The following is a 20639-nucleotide window of genomic DNA, read 5'->3' as shown; positions in this document are numbered from 1 at the left end:
CAATCTCTGGCAGATGACACCAATCCCCTGTGGGAGTGGTGGTGCGGCGATCCGACTTGCCCGCGAAGGCGGTCTTTCCAGTCGACAGTGATGTTGGCTGACCCTCCGCCATCGTAGGCCAGTTCAAGCCCGCTCCCACGGGGGATCTTCGTCAGTTTTCAGATCCAGGCTCATACACAAAAAGAGCACACACATCCAATTTTCCCCGCCCCCACACCGGCACTATCGAATGACGTTCCGGCACATCGCTGCCGGTGATTTTTCATTAGAGCAGGTGGCCCATGAACGCTTCGCGATGGGATGAACGAGCCCAGGATCTCGGGCTGTTTTTTTTGCGGGTCAGCGGTGGTTTGTTTCTGCTGTGGGTGCATGGTTTGCCGAAACTGCTTAACTACAGCACTCAACTGCAAACCATCGAAGACCCGTTTCACCTGGGTGCGAACGTCACGCTGATGCTGGCGATTTTCGCCGAGGTGCTGTGTCCGTTACTGATCGCCGCCGGGGTGTTTGTGCGTTTGGCGTGTCTGCCGATTTTGGCGGTGTTGCTGATTGCGCTGCTGGTGGTGCATGCGCAATGGAGCCTCGATGAAGGGCAGTTCGGTTGGCTGCTGTTGATTCTTTTCACCAGCCTTCTTATCGCCGGGCCGGGACGGCTGGCGCTCAATGTCCGTTTCCCTGGAGCTTTGCGTTATGCCTGAATCCAATCGTTTCGAGGAAGTCGTGACACTGGTCATCAAGCACAGGATCAAGGCGGGGTTTGAAGTGCCCTACGAAGCCTGGTTGCGCAACATTGTCAGCATTGCCGGGCAGCAGGAAGGGCACTTGGGCGTCGATGTGATTCGCGGAAAGAACGCCGGCCTTGACCTGTACACCTGCGTGCTGCGCTTTTGCTCCACCGAGTCGATGCAGCGCTGGCTCGATTCGCCGCAACGGCTGGCACTGGTCAACGAAGCCACGCCGATGCTCGCTGACGGCGACCAGACCGAGGTCAATCCGGTCAATGAATTCTGGTTCGCGCCGCAAGCCGACGCCGCTTCGCCGCCACCACCGCGCTGGAAGCAGGCCGTGGTGACGTTGTTGGTGATTTTGCCGCACACCTTGCTGGTGCCGCTGATCTGGGGGCCGCTGCTGCAGCTCAACGCCTTCCTGTCCAATTACGTGGTTGCCACGTTCCTGATCACGCTGACCATCGTCGTTTCGGTGGTGTACCTGTTCATGCCGATGGCGACGCGGTTATTCGCGCCCTGGCTGTCCTCTTCCACTCAGCCCAAGGAAACGCGATGAACGCCGATCTGATTTTATTCAATGGCCAATTTCATACCGTTGACCGTGAAAACCCACGCGCCAGCGCTGTAGCGATCAGCGATGGTCGCTTTGTCGCAGTCGGCACCGACGCCGACGCCATGGCCCTGCGCGGTTCGGGCACACAGGTCATCGATCTCAAGGGGCGCTGCGTCATTCCCGGCCTCAACGACTCGCACTTGCACCTGATCCGTGGTGGCCTCAACTACAACCTCGAATTGCGCTGGGAAGGTGTCCCCTCACTGGTCGACGCGCTGCGCATGCTCAAGGATCAGGCCGACCGCACGCCGACGCCGCAATGGGTGCGTGTGGTCGGTGGCTGGAACGAATTCCAGTTCGCTGAAAAGCGCATGCCGACCCTCGAAGAACTCAATCAGGCCGCGCCGGATACCCCGGTATTTGTCCTGCATTTGTACGACCGCGCCTTGCTTAACCGTGCCGCGTTGCGCGTGGCCGGTTACACCCGCAACACGCCGAACCCGCCGGGTGGCGAGATTGTGCGCGATGCCAACGGTGAGCCGACCGGCATGCTGGTCGCCCGGCCCAACGCGATGATCCTCTACTCGACCCTGGCGAAGGGGCCGAAGTTGCCGTTGGAGTATCAGGTCAACTCCACCCGCCAATTCATGCGCGAGCTCAACCGTCTCGGCCTGACCAGCGCCATCGATGCCGGCGGCGGTTTCCAGAATTATCCGGACGATTATCAGGTGATCGAGCAGTTGGCCAAAGACCAGCAACTGACCATTCGTATCGCCTACAACCTGTTCACCCAGAAGCCCAAGGAAGAGCTGACCGATTTCAAAAACTGGACCAGCAGCGTGACCCTGCATCAGGGCGACGATTACCTGCGGCACAACGGCGCCGGGGAAATGCTGGTGTTTTCAGCGGCGGATTTCGAGGATTTCCTTGAGCCGCGTCCGGACTTGCCGCAAACCATGGAAGACGAGCTGGAGCCGGTGGTGCGCCACTTGGTCGAGCAGCGCTGGCCGTTCCGTTTGCACGCCACGTACAACGAATCCATCAGCCGCATGCTCGACGTGTTCGAGAAGGTCAATCGCGACATTCCGTTCAACGGTTTGCCGTGGTTTTTCGACCACGCCGAAACCATTACACCGCAGAACATTGAGCGGGTGAGGGCGCTGGGTGGCGGTATCGCGATTCAGGATCGCATGGCATTCCAGGGCGAATATTTCGTTGAGCGTTACGGCGCCAAAGCCGCCGAAGCGACGCCGCCGATCAAACGCATGCTGGCCGAAGGTGTACCCGTCGGCGCCGGCACCGATGCCACGCGAGTGTCCAGCTACAACCCCTGGACTTCGCTGTACTGGATGGTCAGCGGTCGCACGGTCGGTGGCCTGGAACTGCATGCCGAGGGCTTGTCTCGTCAAACCGCACTGGAGCTGTTCACCCACGGTAGCGCCTGGTTCTCTTCCGAGCAGGGCAAGAAAGGCATGATCAAGGTCGGCCAACTGGCTGACGTCGCAGCCTTGAGCGCGGATTTTTTCAGCGTCGACGAAGAAGCGATCAAGTGGATCGAGTCGGTGTTGACCGTGGTCGGCGGCAAGGTGGTGTACGCCGCCGGTGACTTCGAAAAACTCGGGCCGGCCAGCGTACCGGTGCTGCCGGACTGGTCGCCGGTGGTGAAAGTACCGGGGCACTGGCGTCCGACCTCACCGATGCAGGCGCAGGTTCACCATTGCAGCGGGCCGTGCGGCGTGCATTCCCATAGCCATGAAAAGGCGCGGTTGTCGAATGCACCGGTCAGCGATTTCGCGGGTTTCTGGGGCGCGTTTGGCTGCTCGTGTTTCGCGTTCTGACGATCAAAAAAAGCGCCGACCCTTCACGTCGGCGTCGCATGTAACACCCACCCATCGAGGAGTTTCACATGAGCAACGTTCCATACAAACGCCTGAACAAAGATGACGCCGTTGTGCTGTTGGTCGACCACCAGACGGGCCTGATCTCGCTGGTTCAGGATTTCTCGCCAAACGAATTCAAGAACAACGTACTGGCCCTGGGCGATGTGGCCAAGTTCTTCAAGCTGCCGACCATCCTGACCACCAGCTTCGAAAACGGCCCGAACGGCCCGATGGTTCCCGAGTTGAAAGAGCAATTCCCAGACGCGCCGTATATCCCGCGTCCAGGCCAGATCAACGCCTGGGATAACGAAGATTTCGTCAAAGCCGTTAAAGCCACTGGCCGTAAGCAACTGATCATCGCCGGTGTAGTCACCGACGTTTGCGTGACGTTCCCGACGCTGTCGGCGCTGGCTGAAGGGTTTGAAGTGTTCGTGGTGACCGATGCCTCGGGTACTTTCAACGAAACCGTGCAACAAGCAGCCTGGGCGCGCATGGCGGCGGCCGGTGCTCAACTGGTGAATTGGTTCTCGGTGGCCTGCGAGCTGCAGGGCGACTGGCGCAACGACATGGAAGGCCTGGCGAACCTGCTGTCGCCGCGCATTCCGAACTACCGCAATTTGATGAACAGCTACTCGGTGCTGACGTCGAAGTAAGTTTGCGATCGCTCAGAAAAATGCCCGCGAATGCGCGGGCATTTTTTTGTCTGACATAAAGCTCTTCACCACAAAAACTAAGCGTGTTGACGTTTCTGCAGCCAACTCAGGAATCCGCTTTTCCTGATAGGCACCGGTGTGGTCATCAACGCCAACCGACTGCTCTGCTGTCTGACCGCCTGCAGCTTGTTCAACGCCCGACCCACTTCGACACGTTGTTCCATGCAGTTACGGGTCAGGGATTTGTCGATCCGGTAAATGATGCACGAGGTCAATGTGGTGAAGGTCGCCTGCGAGGGCGTATCGGCGAGAATGCTTTGCTCGCCCATGACTTCGCTCGGCCCCATACGCCCGGCTTCGGTTTGCCCAGTGCCATTGGGCACGGTGGCGCTGACCACGCCGGTGGCGATCACCATCAGGCTGTCTGGCACTTCGCCCAATTCCAGTACCACCTGACCTGCCGCGTACTGCTGCGGGACCATCGACTCGGCGATCTGATCACGCTCATCCTCGCTCAAGGAACGGAAGATTTTCACTTCATCGAGCAACGCCCGTGCGCGGGTCGTCGGTTCAATCACGCCATCGAGCTGCCGGGAAATCCCCGCCGCTTCAAGGTGCCGATGCACCAGGTCGAACAGTTGATTGCGCACTTCGCTTTTTTTACCCAGCTCGGCGATAAACCCGCTGGCTACGTATTCGGACATGGTTTCGCCAGACTCTTTCAGCACTGCTTTCGGTGCCGGGTTGAGCAGCAAGCTGCTGCTGCCCTGAAGCGTGCGGTCCAGTGCATCCAGCACCCGACGCGGGCGAATGTGGTTAGGCACCTGAATGCTGATCGACACGCCATGCATGTTGTTCGGCCGACTGAGGTTGACGATTTTTGCCTTGGCCGCCACCGAGTTCGGCACCACCGCGGTACTGCCGGCACTGGTCAGGAGGTGGGTGGCGCGCCAGTCGATGTCGAGCACTTTGCCCTCGACGCCGTCGATCATGATCCAGTCATCCACCTGATACGGCTTGGTGGTGTTGAGCACGATCCCGGAAAACACGTCGCTCAAGGTACTTTGCAACGCCAGGCCCACGACGATGGCCACGACGCCGGAAGTTGCCAGCAAACCTTTCACCGGCAGCTCCAGCACATAACCGGCCGCTGCGACGATGGCGATCAGAAACACCAGCGCGCCGATGACATCCTGCAGCAACCGACCGCTGTGACCGATGCGGCGCATCAGTACCAGACCGATGACTTCGGTGAGCACCCGTGCGGCGTACAGCCACCAGAGAATCCCCAGCGCCGTGGCGCCTGATTGCGCCACGCGATCCTCGGCGAACAGCGGCGCCTGCAACGGGCTCACGCCGGCATTGATCGCGAGTGCGCTGAACATCACGAACAGCGCAAGCCGCACGCCAACCCGCGTGACGCGATGCTTGAACGGCGCGAGGTGCCAGAGCACGGCGTCGATCACCAGCAGCAGGGCACTCCACGACAGCAGATGGGCGAGGAAAAAGGACATGGGGAAACTCCGGCTAAAATAACGCTTTCGATTTATGTAGCAGCTGTCGAACTGTGGCGAGGGGATTTATCCCCGCTCGGCTGCGAAGCAGTCGTAAAATCAGGCAATTCGGTGTGTCAGAACGACCTTGTATTCAGGTTTCACGACTGCTGCGCAGCCGAACGGGGATAAATCCCCTCGCCACATAGCTACTACAAGGGCAAGCAGCTTCGCCACACATTGCTGTGTGGCGAGGTGGACTCAGTTCAAGTGAGTCTTGAGTTCCAGTGCCGCCTGGCGAACCGCTGCTTTCACTTGCGGAATCTGGCTCAGTGGGTTGAGCAGGCCGAAGTCGTGAATCATGCCGTTGTAGCGCACGGCCGTGACCGGCACCCCGGCCGCGTCGAGGTGGCGCGCATAGGCTTCGCCTTCGTCACGCAACACGTCGAACTCGGCGGTTTGCACCAGAGCCGCTGGCAAATCTTTGAGCTGTTCGGCGCTGGCTTGCAACGGCGAGGCATGGATCTGCGCACGCTCGGCTGTGTCGGTGGTGTAGCTGTCCCAGAACCAGTTCATCATGCCCTTGGTCAGGAAGTGGCCTTCAGCAAATTGCCGGTAAGACCCGGTGTCGAACTGTGCGTTGGTCACTGGCCACATCAACAGCTGGAAGCGCAGCGCTGGAGTTTTCTGTTCCTTGGCCATCAAGGCCACGACCGCCGCCATATTGCCGCCGACGCTGTTGCCGGCCACGGCCAGGCGTTTGCCATCGACGCCGATGTCCTCGCCATGCTCGGCCACCCAACGGGTCGCGACGTAAGCCTGGTTGATCGCGGTCGGGTAGTGAGCTTCCGGCGACGGCGTGTAATCGACATAGACTGCGACAGCACCGGAGCCGACCACCAGGTCGTGGATCAGACGCTGGTGAGTCGGGTAATCGCCCAACACCCAGCCACCACCGTGGAAGAACATGAACACCGGCAATTCACCTTTGACCTTGGCCGGCCGCACGATTTTCAGGTTGATGGTTTGCCCATCGACCTTGATCGTACGGTCGCTGACGTCCACACCCGCCAGATCAACCTTCACCGAGTTTTGCGCGCCGGTCAGTACTGCACGGGCATCTGCAGGGCTCAGTTGCTCAAGCGGCTTGCCACCGCCGGCAGCGAGGGCTTCGAGGAAGGCTTGCGTGTTGTGTTCGACACCCGGGCTGCCAGCGGCAAAGGCGTTGCCTACGGCCAGGGCGAGGAGGGAAGCGGTCAGGGATTTTTTGACGATGTTCATGGTTAATTCCTTTTTAATTGTGTGTTTGGTGTAGAAGCAGCGGCTATCGCTGCACCGTGGACACAGATTAATAAGGTGTCTAAAAAGGAAAAAGCGGCTATAAAATGTTTGACTGTCAACCAAGGCGTGACAATGAACCCGTTCGAAGATATGCGTATTTTTTGCCAGGTCATGGATTCCGGCAGCTTCACCGCGGCGGCCGATCAATTGGGCCTGTCCAAGCAGTTTGTCAGCCGGCGCTTGATGCAACTCGAAGAGCGTCTGGGGGTGCGGCTGCTCAATCGCTCCACGCGGCGACTGGACGTGACGCCACTGGGGCAGAGTTATTACGAGTCAGCCTTGCGCCTGCTGGGCGAAGTCGAGCAAGTGGAGCAGGGCATCGCCGGCCAGACCACCGAGCCCCGCGGCACTATTCGTATCAGCGCGCCGTTGTCGTTTGCGGTGGCGCATTTGGGCTGTTTGCTGCCGGTGTTTTTGAAACGTTATCGCGACGTCACGGTGGAGGTCGACCTCAGTGATCGGCCGGTGGATTTGCTCAGTGAGGGTTATGACCTGGCGCTGCGCATCGGCATTCTGGAGGATTCGACGCTGATCGCCCGACGCATCGCCTCCATACAGCGGGTGTACTGCGCCAGCCCGGCTTACCTGGCCGAGCGCGGCACGCCGCTCAAACCCGAAGACTTGCACAGCCATGACTGCCTGCCTTATGGCCACGGGCGCCAGGTGCAATGGCGTTTCGAAGGGCAGGGCAAGCCGTTGGTGGTCAATGTCACCGGGCGGATGCGGGTCAACAATGGTGAATTGCTCAGGGACGCGGCGATTGCCGGCATGGGGATTACTTACTTGCCGACCTTCATTGTCGGTTCGGCGTTGAAGGACGGCAGGCTGGTGCCGGTGTTGGACGCGTTTCGTTCCGAGCCGCTGACGTTGTCGGCGGTCTATCCACAGCACCGCCAGAGTTCGCGGCCGGTGCAGGCGTTGATCGAGTTTTTGCGTGAGCGGCTGGATCAGACTGAGGGTGTGTTGTAGAGCATGAGCACATGCCCCTGTGGGAGCGAGCCTGCTCGCGAAGGCGGTGTATCAGTCAATATTGATGTCGACTGACACTCCGCTTTCGCGAGCAGGCTCGCTCCCACAGGGATTTGTGTTGGTTGGGCATCAGCGGTTGTCAGGACCTTTTGTCATCGCCTGGCTCGCCACCAACATGCACACCATGGTCGTCGCCTGGTTCACCGCCGACATGTACGCCGTGGTCATCGCCGACTTCACCCGCGCGATGCACGCCGTGATCGTCGCCGATTTCACCGGCGTGATGAACCCCGCGATTGTGGCCGACTTCGCCCGCGTGATGAACGCCGTGATCATCCCCCGGTTCGGCGTGAGTGCCGCTACGCCCTGAAGAGGATGAGGCTGAGTTGCCGGAATGGCCCGAGCCATGGTCGCTGCCACTGTGGCCGCTGCCGCTGTTGCCGCCACTGCCACTGTTGCCACCGCTGCCGCTTCCACCGTGACCGCCGCTATTGCCGCCACTGCCACTGCCACCGTGACCACCGCCATTGCCGCCGCCACCGCTTCCACCACCGCCCCCGCCGCCAGAGCCACCACCCCCTCCGCCAGAGCCACCACCGCCCCCGCCACCAGAGCCGCCACCTCCGCCACTCCCGCCGTCCTTGGCCTGTGCGCTCGATACACCGGACAGGCTGTCCGGAATCAATACGGTAGACGCCGACAGAACTGCGCCAATCGCTACTGCCAGTAAAAGCTTGTTGATGTGCATGTCGTTCTCCGTCTTCTTAATTCGGGTTGGAACGTTGATGAACAATGCAACGTGCTGCTCGATTCAATGGGTGAACACCGCAGCGCGCTGATTAATTCATTTGCAACGTGGATGAACGATGAACGGTACAACTCGACCCCGTTCCAGAGGGTCAGTGAATACTCGAGGCCAGCTCGAAAATAGGGATGTACATCAGGATCACGATCACCCCGATCAGCAGGCCGATGAAGGTCATCAGCAAGGGTTCGAACAGCCGCACGAACCATTCGATCCAGCGACTGATTTCTTCGTCGTAGAAGTCGGCGCTGCGCTCCATCATTTGCCCCAGGTTGCCGGACTGTTCGCCAGCGCGCAGCAAGCGCAAGGACACCGGTGTCACCAGATGATTGAGTTCCAGGGCGGTCGACAGCGACTGACCCTCGCGCACCCGTTCGCAGGCCTGGTCCAGGCGCGCGCGGGAGGCGACGGTGAGCAGGCCGCGCACCATGCCCATGGCGGTGACGAGGGGAATCCCGCCTTGCAGCAGAATCCCCAGCGAACGGTAGAAGCGCGCCAGTTCGTACATGAAGATGCGTTGATGGACCGCCGGGAGTTTTTCAATCACACGGTCCAGGCCCCGACGAAAGGCCGGTTGGCGCTGGAGGAAGGTGAGGGCGACGATGATCGCCAGCAATGTGCCGAAGAATTCGCCCTGATGGGCGTGCAAGAACATCCCGCTGCTCATCAGGATCTGCGACAGCCACGGCAGGTTCGAGCCCAGCCCTTCGAACACCAGGCTGAAGCGCGGCACCACGTAGCCCATCAAAAACAACACCACGCCACCGCCCACCACCAGCAACAGCAGGGGGTAGATCGAAGCGCTGACGATTTTTTGCCGAACCTCGTCCATGCGCTGGCGATAGCTGACATAGCGGCCCAAGGCATCGCCCACGGCGCCGGTCTTCTCGCTGGACTGAACCAACGCAACGTAAAGAGGAGGGAACACTGCCGACAACTGGGCCAATGCCTGGGAGAACGATTTGCCTTCATAAAGCAGGCGCACCAGTTCGCTCAAGGTCTTGCGGGCCTGGGGCGCGTTCTCTTTTTCCGCCAGGCTTTCCAGCGCATCGATCAACGGCAGGCCCGCATTGAGCAGCGTCGTCAGTTCCTGGCTGAACAGCACCAGGTTGAAGGTCTCGCGCTGTCGAACCCGCAGCGCACGCCAGTGACGCTCGGCGTACAGGCTGATCACCCGGTAGCCCTGGTCTTCAACGATGCGCCGGGCTTCGCTGTGGCCGAGCGCCTCGACGGTCATCGAGACGACGCCGGCCTTGCCAACGGCCTTGAGATGAAAACGCATGATCGCCTCCCGTCATTGCCAGCTGGTGACTTCGGCGTTTTCGCCTTCGCCGCCGGGTTGTCCGTCCTTGCCCATGGACAACAAGTCGTATTCGCCGTTTTCGCCGGGGTAGCGATAGGTGTAGTTACGGCCCCATGGATCCTGCGGCAGTTTTTTCTGAAGGTAAGGCCCGGTCCATTTGGTTTCATCGCTGGGTGCGGTGACCAGCGCCTGCAAACCCTGTTCGGTCGACGGGTAATGACCGACCTCCAGGCGGTACAGGTCCAGTGCTTTGCCCAGGCCTTCTATTTGCGCCTTGGCCACCTTCACTTCGGAGCGGCCCAGTTGGGCGAAATACTTGGGCGCGACGATGCCAGCCAACAACCCCAGCACCACCAACACCACCAACAGTTCGAGCAGGGTGAACCCGCGTTGAGTACGCGGGGCGGAACGCAAACGCTGATTCATGATGACCTCACACAGTCGGCAGAAGGGTCGCCGTGAAGGCTTATGCAATTGCCATGCACAGGCCCGGGCATTCTTCTGCAACCCCTGAGTTACGGGCCTTTGCGCATCCGGCGCAGTGCTTGCATGCGGCTGGTTTACTACCGGCCATTGGGGCATTAGCCCCATTTTTCGGGGCCGGGAAGGGGAGGCGAAAAAATGAAAACACTCACCACAGGACTGCTTGGTCTGCTGGTGCTGACCGGCGTCGTACAGGCCGATGTGTTCGTTTCCGTGGACGCCAAGGGCAGCTATGTTCTGTCCAATGTCCACCGTCCCGGCCGCACCTATGAACGGGTGATTCACGAGACTGAAACCGCCCGGGTCAGCATGGATCAGCAACCGCAGATGATTGCCCGGCAGCCCTATGCCGAGCTGGTTTCGGCGGCTGCCATGGCCAATGAATTACCGGCAGCGCTGTTGCATGCGGTGATCCAGGCCGAGTCCGCGTATGACTCCCGTGCGCGGTCAGCCAAGGGCGCGGGCGGGTTGATGCAATTGATGCCTGACACCGCCCGGGAGTTGGGGGTGAAGAATGTCTACGACCCGAAAGCCAACATTCAGGGTGGCGCCAAATACCTCAAGCACCTGATGACCCTGTTCGATAACGACATCAGCCTCGCCGTGGCGGCCTACAACGCCGGGCCGCAAGCGGTGCTCAGCCGTGGCGGGGTGATCCCGCCGTTCGCCGAAACCCAGCGTTACGTGCCCAGTGTCTTGCGCCAATACCGACGCTTGCAGGGCCTGGCCGCGGATGCGCCGTTGTGATTGGGGGTTTCCCCCATATGTGGGGCAACCCGATCCGTACCGCCGACCGAAGACCGCAATCGTCCCGTAGCAGCTGCCGAGCTTGCGAGGCTGCGTTCGGCTGCGCAGCAGTCGTGAGTTCAGACGACACGGTGTTTCAGCAATACCTCGCGCTCAGGTTTTACGACTGCTGCGCAGCCGAACGCAGCCTCGCAAGCTCGACAGCTGCTACAGAGCCGAACGCCGACTTCGACGGTTGTTACGGGATGTGCGTTTGGGGGAAGTTATCTTCAGCCCGAATAGTGGGGGAAATGGGTGGGGTATATCCCCCGAGTTATTAAGTCGTTCATATAACCGATTGAAAAATAACTAAATTATTTATGGCATGCGGATTGCTCAAGGGGATTTGTCGAGACTTATTCCTAATGAGTACCACAGCGAGGCCCGTGATCATGACCGGCATACCCTACGCTCCGTCCCTGTTCAAATTGCTGCTGTTGGTGACGTCGATACTGGGCATCGAGCTGGCCGACGCGGCCGTGCGCTGCGAGCGCAATCTGGTGGCCAACGTCGTGGCGCTGGATCAACCGCTGATGTTCAACCGCCTCGGTGCACAGAACGTCAACGGCATGATGTTCGCCCTGCGGCGCGATGTGGTCGATGACCACGAGATGTCCCTGGCCCGGGGCGGGGCGGCGGTGCCGGGCAAAGTCTCGCTGCGGCCCGACAAGCGTCCGCGTCCACTGGTACTGCGCGTCGCTGCCGGTGACTGCCTGACCATCAACCTGCAGAACCTGCTCGCCTACCAGGCCAACCCCGGCAGCCACGAAGACGGGGAGGAGGAAGAGGGTGAGATTGAGGGCGAAGTCGCCATCGGCAACGAAGACGAATTCAAGGTCGATGAACAGGTCGCCGACCGCCACGTCGGCTTCCAGGTCAATGGCATGCAAGCGGTCAACAGCATCGACGACATTGCGTCCTATACCGGGCGCAACGCCAATACCTTGATTGCCCCCGGTGCCACCCGTTCCTACACCTTGTACGCCGAGCGCGAAGGGGCGTTTGCTGCCAGCAGCCGCGGCGCGACCTTCGGCGGTGAAGGGGATGCAGGCAACGTGGCCAACGGGCTATTCGGCCAAGTGGTAGTGGTGCCCAAGGGCGGCCGCACCTATCGCAACACCGTGACCGAAGAGGAGATGCGCCTGGCCAGCGTCGGCCGCACCCCGGCCGGTCAACCGATTGTCGATTACCAGGCGCGCTACCCGCAGCGTGAGCCGTGGATCCGTGAAGGCAAGGCCGGCACACCGATCATCAACATGGTCGACGGCAATGAAATCATTTCCAGCGAGAGCGACGCGATCGTGATGGGCAGCAACGCCGACGGCAGCTTCCCGCCGTCGACCTATCCGCTGGAAGCCATCGGCAAACGCAACCCGGCGATCCCGAATCGCCTGGAACCATTCCGCGATTTCGCCTCGCAATTCCAGGATGAAACCGCCGCGACCCAGGCGTTCCCCGCTTACTGGGCGGACCCGGTGATGGCCCACGTGCTGGAACCGACTCGCGATTCGTTCATGATCAACTATGGCTCCGGCGGCATGGGCGCCGAAGTGGTCGCCAACCGTTTGGGTGTCGGGCCGATGCACGATTGCCTGTCCTGCGCCTATGAAGAATTCTTCCTCAGCTCGCACACCGTCGGCGATGTGGCGATGCTGGTGGACGTGCCGGCCAACGCCGGTCTGGAAGGCATTCTCCCCGGTCAAGTACCCCGCGCTGATCAGATCGGGGTCAAGGCGACCATGGCGCTGTACCCGTCCGAGCCGTCCAACGTCAACCACAGCTACATCGGCGACTTCATCAAATTCCGCAACACCCACAACGGCCACGAGCAGCACATTTTCCACCTGCACGGGCACCAGTGGTTGTTCAACCCCAACGACGACAACTCCGACTATGTGGACGCCCAAGGCATCGGTCCGGGCGCCGGTTACACCTACGAAATCGCCAACGGGGGTTCGGGCAACCGCAACCGGGTCGCGGGCGATGCGATCTATCACTGCCACTTCTACCCGCATTTTGCCCAAGGCATGTGGAGCATGTGGCGGGTGCATGACGTGTTCGAAGAAGGCACCAAACTCGAGGTTTCCCAACAGGGCGCCGACGGTTATCACAGCGAACCTTATGCACTGCGCAGCGGTAAACCGGCCGCTGGCGCTCGGGCCTTGCCCGATGGCGAGATCGTTGCCGGTACGCCGATTCCAGCCGTCGTGCCGCTGCCAGGCAAAGCCATGGCGCCGATGCCGGGCAAAGTCGCGGTCGTGCCGAAAATCGGCGCAACCCTGGTAGCCGGTGGCGATGACGACGATGACGATGACGAGGAGGATGACGACGAACAACTCAGCGGTAACGGCGGCGCTCAGGCCATCGGTTCCCTGGCCCTGGTGGATCGCAGTGCAGCCAACCGCAATGCCGACGGTAGCCTGAAAAACCCTGGCTATCCGTTCTGGATCGGCGGCATGGAAAGCTCGGTCGGCCAGCGCCCACCGACCCCACCGTTGGACATGCTCGACGCTGCCAAGGCGCAGTCCTTGAAAACCAGCGGCAACGCCTTGTGGGCCAATCTCGACCCGGCTCAGTCCGGTGGCTGGGACGGTGGCCTGGGGCGCCATTCTCTGGACGGTTTCTCCTCCGGTGGCCAGGCGCGCACCATTACCACGTCCCTGGATTTCTCCAAGGAAGTGACGCGTGCCAAGCCGATTTACATGCCGGAAGAGGGCACCGAAGTCGAACAGGCGGCCATGGCCTTCCACGCCAAAAAAGACCATCCGAGCTTCGCCGTGCTGCCCGGTAATCAAGTCGTGGCGCGCAACTTCCGCACCAACGGCGCCTTGCCGATTGCGGGCGCACCGTATTACGAACCGTGCATGGATGATCGGCAAAAACGCCTGACCAGCAGCGCCGGCACCGGCGAGTTCAACAGCGGTGAGCGGATTGACGGGATGTCCTTCAGCGGTTCCTCGACGTTCACCGCCGACCGTCCACGGGTCTACAAAGCCGCGAACATCCAGTTCGATGCGGTCTACAACAAGGTCGGTTACCACTTCCCGCAAGCGCGCATTCTCGCGCTGTGGGAAGACGCCTGGCCGGTGATCAACAAGCAGCGTCCGCCAGAGCCTTTGGTGATGCGCATGAACACCTTCGACTGCGTGCAGTACCAGCAAACCAACCTGGTGCCGGCCACCTATGAAATGGACGACTATCAGGTGCGCACGCCGACCGACGTGATCGGCCAGCACATTCACCTGCCGAAATGGGACCTGACGGCGGCCGACGGTTCGGCCAACGGCTGGAACTACGAAGACGGCGTGCTTTCCCCGGGTGCAGTGCAAGAGCGCATCCACGCCATTCGCGAGTTCAACCAGTGCGCAGGCACCGATCCTCGTGATGGCACGCCGGCCTGCCCGAAAGCCAAGGCTCACCCGTTCTTTGGCCAATACGGCCGGGCCGACTGGGTTGGCGCGCGAACGGCGATGCAGCGCTGGTTTGTCGATCCGGTGGTGAACGCCAAAGGCGTCGACCGTGGCCTGGGAACCATTTTCACCCACGACCACCTCGGTCCATCGACTCACCAACAGATCGGTCTGTACGCCACGGTGCTGGCCGAACCGGCCGGTTCGACCTGGTTCCACGCCGAAACCGGCGAGCCGTTGTACAGCGGCGCGCGGCAGGACGGCGGGCCAACCTCGTGGCAAGCGGTGGTGTCCACCGGTGACCTGGACGGCGACGGCAAGAACGACAGCTTCCGTGAGTTCTTCCTCGAATACAGCGACTTCCAGCACGCCTATGAAGCCGGTGTGTACGTCGGCGCTGGCCCGAATGGCGTGCCCAATCCACAAGCCTTCCCGGCCACCGCTGACAGCTTCCGCTACGCGATCAACCCGCCGGTGCGCAATAACGCCAGCACCCTGCTGGAAGGGGTTGTCGAAGTGCAAGGCGGGCAAGTGCCCGGTTGCCCAACCCGGCCATGCCCACAAGCGATCTCGGTCGATGACCCCGGCATGTTCGTGGTCAATTACCGCAACGAACCGCTCGCCCTGCGGGTGTACGACCCGAACAAGGTCGGCCCGGACGGCAAGCGCGGCATGCAGGCCGACGGCCTCGGCGGCGACCTCGCGTACGCCATGCAAAGCCGTACCGACCGCGCCATCCCGGCGATGAACCTGGCGCCGAACCTGGTGACCGCGGCCACCGGTCCAACCGGCGGCACCACGCTGTTCCCGCCACACATCAACCGTGGCGGCGCCGAACCGGGTGATCCGTTCACCCCGATGCTGCGCACCTACACCGGGGACAACGTGCGGCTGCGGGTGCATGCCGGTGGTCACGAAGAAGAGCACAACGTAACCCTGCACGGCGTGAAGTGGCTGCAAAGCGGTTCCGGTTTCGGCAACAGCTCCAACTCCGGCTGGCGCTCGTCGCAAATGATCGGGATCTCCGAGCAGATGGGCTTCAATGCGCCGGTGTCGATGATCTCCAGCGCGGCCGCGACCACCGGGGATTACCTGTACTCGATGGACGCCTCCCTGGAAGGTTACTGGAGCGGGATCTGGGGCGTGATGCGCAACTACACGGCCCAACGCAGCGACCTGTTCGCGCTGCCGAACAACGCGAAACCGGCCGGTATGCGCAACACCGTGGCGTTCGATGGCATCTGCCCACGGATCGGCGCCAACCCCAATGGCATCGGCACCCGGCCGACACCACAACGCAACTATGAAGTGGTCGCGGCACTGGCCAACGACATCCTGCGCAATCCGTTGAACCTGTCCATCGGTGATCCGGCAGGGATGGGTCAGCATGTCGGCGGGCCATTGAATCCGGCGGGTGGCACCCTGGTGTTCAACTCGCGGACGGTGAGCATTCCGCAGGTCACCGTGACCGATCCTGAAGACGGAGAGACCTTCACCATCGGCGGGCAAAGCGGGCCACTGCATGACCCGACGGCGATCCTTTATGTGCGCAAGGGCGACCTCGATCCGATCACCGGCAAGCTCAAACCCGGTGTGCCAGTCGAACCGCTGGTGCTGCGTGCGGCGGCCGGCGATTGCATCAACATCACCCTGGAAAACCGTCTGCCCATCGTCATGCCGGACCTGACTCAGACGGCGGTGATGCAAGGCATGGTCAAACGTGATCGCAACAACGGCCTGGGCGCGACCACCTTCAGCAACAACCTGATGCGGCCGTCCAGCCATGTGGGTCTGCACGCGCAACTGCTGTCGTACGACATCACCAAATCCGACGGCACCAACGTCGGCGCCAACCCGATCCAGACCGTGCCGCCGCGTGTTGGCACTGTCGGCGCATACCCGACGCGGACCTATCAGTACTACGCCGGGCACCTGGAGCGTGAAGGCAAACCGATTACGCAACTGGGCCGCAGTGTCGACAACATCAACGCCACGGCGGTGGAGTTCGGCGGGTTGAATTTCACCCCGGCGGACGTCATCAAGCAGCCGCAGAAAGGCCTGGGTGGTGCGATGAGCATCCTGCCGGTCGGCGCGACCTGGGTTGACGATGCACGCAAAGTCTCAGCGACGGTCACCGCACCGGGGCAGACCACCTACCGCGATTTTGCGATGGTCTGGCAGAAAGCCCTGAACATTCGCTGGGCCAACGGCCGGCCGGTGGAAGGCATTGCGGCGGAAGGCCTGGGTGTGCCGACCGATCCACAGGACAACTCCAGCATGGCCATCAACTACCGGGCCGAGCCGCTGTGGTTCCGCTTCGGGCTGGCGCCGGATGCGCCGTTCGGTCACGCCGATGGCCATGGCTACGGCGACGTGCCCAACGCGCACATGGCGTACAGCAATGCGCTGGTGGGAGGCGATCCGCAGACGCCGGTGCTCTATGTGAAACCGGGGCAACCGTTCCGCACGCACATCATGATGCCCACCGGTGGCAGCCGTGGCACGACCTTCCAACTGGATGGTCACGTCTGGTCGGTCAACCCGTTCCAGTCAGAGAAGAGCGATACCGGTGGTTATCCGATGAGTACGCCAGGAGTGGGCTCGGTGCGGTTCGGCTACAACCCGATGTCGATGTACATCGGCGCCCACGAAAGCATCTTGCCGGCGGCGCACTTCAGCTTCATGCACCCGAGCGCCGGGGGCAGTAACGCGATACCGGGCGACTACCTGTTCCGCGACTACGGCGCCTACGGCAACACCGCCGGGCTTTGGGGATTGCTGCGGGTGACCAACGAACCTGAACCGGCTCCGGCCCCGTAGGGCAGGGAAATAACGCAATACCTGTGGGAGCGAGCTTGCTCGCGATGAGGCCAGCACATTCAACATTGATGTCGACTGTCAGACCGCGATCGCGAGCAAGCTCGCTCCCACAGGGGCGCGTTACGGCAGGCTCAGATTAGAAAGGGGAGAAGTGTTATGAACAGGACCATCAAAGTGGCCGGATGTGCGCTCGTTGTGGGGGTGGCGCTGATCTGGCTGGGGGTATGGCGCACGACGCCCCCGGCCAAGCTGAGCGAGATCGCGTTGCCGGACACCTGGAGTGGCCAGACGCTTGAGCGTGACGGGGTGTCGGTGGCGCTCGAGGTGCGGCCGCTGGCGCAGGACGGCGTGCTGCGCGAGGGTGGATTCGCCGACGTGCGCTTTCGGGTCACTGACAGCGCTTCGGGCCAGCCACTGTCGGGTGTCTCACCCGGTGCCTGGCTCGATCCGGAAACCGTCGCCGCCGACCAGGCCCAGGGCCGCGATCAAAGCTGCAAATCCCGGGTCGGGGTGTTTCTGAAATCGAGCATCGGCGCGCGGCCGTTGCTCGATCTGAACAGCTACTTCCTGCTGGTGATGAACCGCGATGCCAGCGTCTCGGTGGTCGACCCGTCGGTGTTGGTGGGCGGCATCACCAGCACGATGGCGCGGATCGATATCAAGCAACCGCCGATGGATTGGGTCACGCCCAGAGACAACAAGCGGGCGTTCGTCTCGATGCCAACCGCCGATGAAATTGCGGTGATCGACAGCGAGCAATTCAAGTTGATCGACTCGGTCGCCGCCGGCAGCAACCCGGTACGGCTGGCATTACAACCGGATGAGCGTTTGCTGTGGGTCGGCAACAACGCGAAATCGCCCGAGGCGTCCGGAGTGACGGTGATCGACACGCACAGCCTCAAGACGCTCAAACACCTGGCCACCGGTGCCGGGCATCACGAAATCGCCTTCAGCAAGGACAGTCGTTTTGCCTTCGTCACCAACCGCGATGACGGGACGCTGAGCATTATCGACATCGCCAGCCTGACCATCAGCAAGCAACTCAAGAGCGGCTCGCACCCGTTGTCCGTGGCGTACTCGCCGCTGTCCCAGGCGGTGTATGTCGCCGATGGCAAGGACGGCACGGTGACCGTGGTCGACACAACCAGCCTCGCGGTACGGCGGGTGATCAAGGTGAAACAGGGCCTGGGCCCGATGGGGTTCAGCGCTGACGGTCGTTTCGGCATCGTGCTCAACACCCTGGAGAACCAGGCCTCGGTGATCGACGCGGCCACCGACTCGTTGATCCATGAATTGGACGTGTCCGCCGAACCTTATCAAGTGGTGTTCACCAAGGCCTACGCCTACATTCGCGGACTGGCCTCGGCCAAGGTCACGATGATCAATCTGTCGTCCTTGGGCGAAGGCCGCACGCCGATCAGCCAGGGTTTCGAAGCCGGACCTCAGGCGCCACGGCTGGCCGGTGACCTGCCGCTGGCATCGAGCCTGGCGGTGTCGCGGGACGACAACGCGGTGTTTGTGGTCAACCCGGTAGACAACACCACCTACTTCTACGCCGAAGGCATGAACGCGCCGATGTCCGGCTACCCCAATCGCGGGCAGGTGGCGCGGGCGGCGATGGTCATCGACCGCAGCCTGCGCGAAGTCGAGCCGGGGTTGTACAGCGCCAGGATCAAACTGCCCGCCGCCGGACGTTTCGACGTGGCCTTCCTGCTGAACCAGCCGAACATCATCCATTGCTTCACGGCCTTGGTTGAGCCGGATAAAAGCCTCGCCCGGCACCCGGGTGTGCCGAAGGTGGAATTCATGCTCGACACGTCCACGGCCGCCCTCGGCAGTCCTTACGTGGTGCGTTTTCGCATCGTTCAGGGCAAGCAGAAGGCACAGCGCAGCGGGGTCAAGGACGTTCAGGTGCGCTACTTCCGGGCCCCGACGTCCCGGGTCCAGCAAGTCGCCGCGCTGGAAGTGGGCGACGGCGTTTATGAAGCCCCGGTGACCCTCGACCAGAACGGTGCCTGGTACCTGCACGTGCGCGCGGCGTCGCTGGGCGCGAGTTTCGATGACAAGACTTTTGCCAGCGTTCGGGTCCTGCCCGGCGATGCCCACTAAAAAGGAGTTTCAACATGAACCGATTCGCACACCGTGGACTGCTGACGTTCTGCCTGTTGGCTGCCGGTATCGGCCAGGCCCTGGCCCACTCGGCGGATGAACACGCCGGTCACGAAATGCCGGCCAAAAGCGCCCGTTCGGAAAGCGCCCAAGTCAAGTTCGCCGACGTGATGCTGGTGGACCAGAACGGCAAAGCGGTGCGCCTGGAAAAAGACCTGGTGACCAACAAGATCGTGGTCATGAGCTTCATCTACACCAGTTGCACCACGGTGTGCCCGGTGGTGTCGTCGATCATGGGCAAGGTGCAAAAACAGCTGGGTGCCCGGGTCGGCGGCGAGGTGCAACTGGTGTCGATCAGCATCGACCCGCAGCGCGATGACGCCAAACGCCTCAACGACTACGCCCGCAACTTCCAGAAAGGCCCGGGCTGGAGCTGGCTGACCGGCAGCTCGCAGTCGATCAACGAAACCCTCAAGGGGCTGGGCACCTTCAGCGGGGACTTCAAAAGCCATCAGCCATTGATTCTCGTGGGGGATGGCAACAGCCGTCACTGGACCCGCTATTACGGCTTCACCGACCCGACGGTGCTGGCCCGTGAAGTGGAGAAACTCAGCGGTCAGCGCAACGCCCACGCCAAGCACACCGCCATCGCTATGGAGCAGCAGCCATGAGAGCCCTCGACTGGATCTCCCTGACGGTTTGCTTTTGCCTGTTCAGTTCGCTGGCATCCGCCCACGAAGGGCACGAAGAGCCGGCACCCGCAGTGGCCGCCGTTGCCGCATCGCCCGGCTTGGTTACGGGCACTGGCACCCGCGATGCGAAAACCTGGTTCACCGACACGCCGTTGCAGGACCAGAACGGCGAGACCCTGCGTTTCTACAGCGACGCACTGCAGAACCGCGTGGTGCTGCTCAATGTGATTTTCACCAGTTGCAACGATGCCTGCCCGCTGATCACCCGCAAGCTCAAGGAAGTGCGTGAGTTGCTGGGCGACAAGGCCGACGGCATCACTTTTATCTCCCTTACCAGTGATCCGCTGCGGGACACCCCGGCGGTACTCAAGGCTTACACCTTGAAGCAGGGCGTCGATGGCCCCCACTGGCTTTTTCTTACCGGCGACAAGGCACAGATGGACCTTGTATTGGGGCGCATCGGCCAGATCGTGCCGACCCCCGAGCAGCATTCAACACAATTGATTGTGGGTGACGTGGCCAACAAACGCTGGAGCAAAATCCGTCCCGATGCCCCGGCCGCCGCCATTGCTCAGCGCTTGCAGTTGCTGACAATGCCCGTGGCCGGTCGTTGA

15 protein-coding genes are annotated in these 20639 nt (G+C 61.6%); 10 read left to right on the top strand and 5 right to left on the bottom strand.

Going from position 1 to position 20639, the window contains the following annotated elements; all coding sequences use genetic code 11:
• The first annotated feature begins 281 nt into the window (after nt 1-281).
• The 4 genes from ACA079_RS20945 (at nt 282) to ycaC (ending at nt 3814) form a co-directional block, all read left to right on the top strand.
• Entirely contained in the window at nt 282-698 is a 417-nt protein-coding gene (locus ACA079_RS20945; RefSeq protein WP_497700788.1) for a DoxX family protein, read from the top strand.
• Nucleotides 691-1284, top strand: a complete 594-nt coding sequence (locus ACA079_RS20940; protein WP_497700787.1) for an antibiotic biosynthesis monooxygenase — start codon at nt 691-693, stop codon at nt 1282-1284. The genes ACA079_RS20945 and ACA079_RS20940 overlap by 8 nt, the downstream gene beginning before the upstream one ends.
• On the top strand, nt 1281-3119 hold the full coding sequence (locus ACA079_RS20935; protein ID WP_497700786.1) for an amidohydrolase: 1839 nt from the start codon (nt 1281-1283) through the stop codon (nt 3117-3119). The genes ACA079_RS20940 and ACA079_RS20935 overlap by 4 nt, the downstream gene beginning before the upstream one ends.
• Before the next feature lie 68 nt (nt 3120-3187).
• Nucleotides 3188-3814, top strand: a complete 627-nt coding sequence (ycaC, locus tag ACA079_RS20930; RefSeq protein WP_008032694.1) for an isochorismate family cysteine hydrolase YcaC — start codon at nt 3188-3190, stop codon at nt 3812-3814.
• 77 nt (nt 3815-3891) lie between these two features.
• Here ycaC and ACA079_RS20925 read toward each other — a convergent pair whose 3' ends face one another.
• Both ACA079_RS20925 and ACA079_RS20920 read right to left on the bottom strand, forming a co-directional pair.
• Nucleotides 3892-5328: a mechanosensitive ion channel domain-containing protein gene (locus ACA079_RS20925; protein ID WP_497700785.1), complete on the bottom strand. Its 1437-nt coding sequence runs from the start codon at nt 5326-5328 to the stop codon at nt 3892-3894.
• A 240-nt stretch (nt 5329-5568) separates the two neighbouring features.
• Nucleotides 5569-6588, bottom strand: a complete 1020-nt coding sequence (locus tag ACA079_RS20920) for an alpha/beta hydrolase (protein WP_497700784.1) — start codon at nt 6586-6588, stop codon at nt 5569-5571.
• Between the two features lie 132 nt (nt 6589-6720).
• Between ACA079_RS20920 and ACA079_RS20915 the strand changes: the two genes are divergently transcribed.
• The gene (locus ACA079_RS20915; protein ID WP_497700783.1) at nt 6721-7617 is read left to right on the top strand and encodes a LysR family transcriptional regulator; all 897 of its coding nucleotides are present in this window, start codon (nt 6721-6723) and stop codon (nt 7615-7617) included.
• Nucleotides 7618-7756: 139 nt separating this feature from the next.
• Here ACA079_RS20915 and ACA079_RS20910 read toward each other — a convergent pair whose 3' ends face one another.
• The 3 genes from ACA079_RS20910 to gspG form a co-directional block, all read right to left on the bottom strand.
• Nucleotides 7757-8365, bottom strand: coding sequence for a hypothetical protein (locus ACA079_RS20910; protein WP_497700782.1), 609 nt, complete (start codon nt 8363-8365; stop codon nt 7757-7759).
• A 151-nt stretch (nt 8366-8516) separates the two neighbouring features.
• Nucleotides 8517-9704: a type II secretion system F family protein gene (locus tag ACA079_RS20905; protein ID WP_497700781.1), complete on the bottom strand. Its 1188-nt coding sequence runs from the start codon at nt 9702-9704 to the stop codon at nt 8517-8519.
• Between the two features lie 12 nt (nt 9705-9716).
• Nucleotides 9717-10151, bottom strand: a complete 435-nt coding sequence (gspG, locus tag ACA079_RS20900) for a type II secretion system major pseudopilin GspG (RefSeq protein WP_415769871.1) — start codon at nt 10149-10151, stop codon at nt 9717-9719.
• Between the two features lie 195 nt (nt 10152-10346).
• On the opposite strand from gspG, the gene ACA079_RS20895 reads away from it, so the two are divergent.
• From ACA079_RS20895 to ACA079_RS20875, 5 genes are all read left to right on the top strand, one after another.
• Complete coding sequence (locus ACA079_RS20895; RefSeq protein ID WP_497700780.1) at nt 10347-10955, top strand: lytic transglycosylase domain-containing protein; 609 nt, start codon at nt 10347-10349, stop codon at nt 10953-10955.
• A gap of 431 nt (nt 10956-11386) precedes the next feature.
• Nucleotides 11387-17224 carry a manganese-oxidizing multicopper oxidase MnxG gene (gene mnxG, locus ACA079_RS20890; protein ID WP_497700779.1) on the top strand — a complete coding sequence of 1946 codons (5838 nt, stop codon included), beginning with the start codon at nt 11387-11389 and terminating at the stop codon, nt 17222-17224.
• A 156-nt stretch (nt 17225-17380) separates the two neighbouring features.
• Nucleotides 17381-19333 carry a cytochrome D1 domain-containing protein gene (locus tag ACA079_RS20885; protein WP_497700778.1) on the top strand — a complete coding sequence of 651 codons (1953 nt, stop codon included), beginning with the start codon at nt 17381-17383 and terminating at the stop codon, nt 19331-19333.
• A 14-nt stretch (nt 19334-19347) separates the two neighbouring features.
• Nucleotides 19348-20004: an SCO family protein gene (locus ACA079_RS20880; protein WP_497700777.1), complete on the top strand. Its 657-nt coding sequence runs from the start codon at nt 19348-19350 to the stop codon at nt 20002-20004.
• Nucleotides 20001-20639, top strand: a complete 639-nt coding sequence (locus tag ACA079_RS20875) for an SCO family protein (protein WP_497700776.1) — start codon at nt 20001-20003, stop codon at nt 20637-20639. Before ACA079_RS20880 ends, ACA079_RS20875 begins: the two co-directional genes overlap by 4 nt.

It is taken from the genome of Pseudomonas sp. LBUM1645 (genome assembly GCF_059716185.1).
Note: the sequence above shows the minus strand (reverse complement) of the source record. Positions and strands in the feature narration are given on the sequence as shown.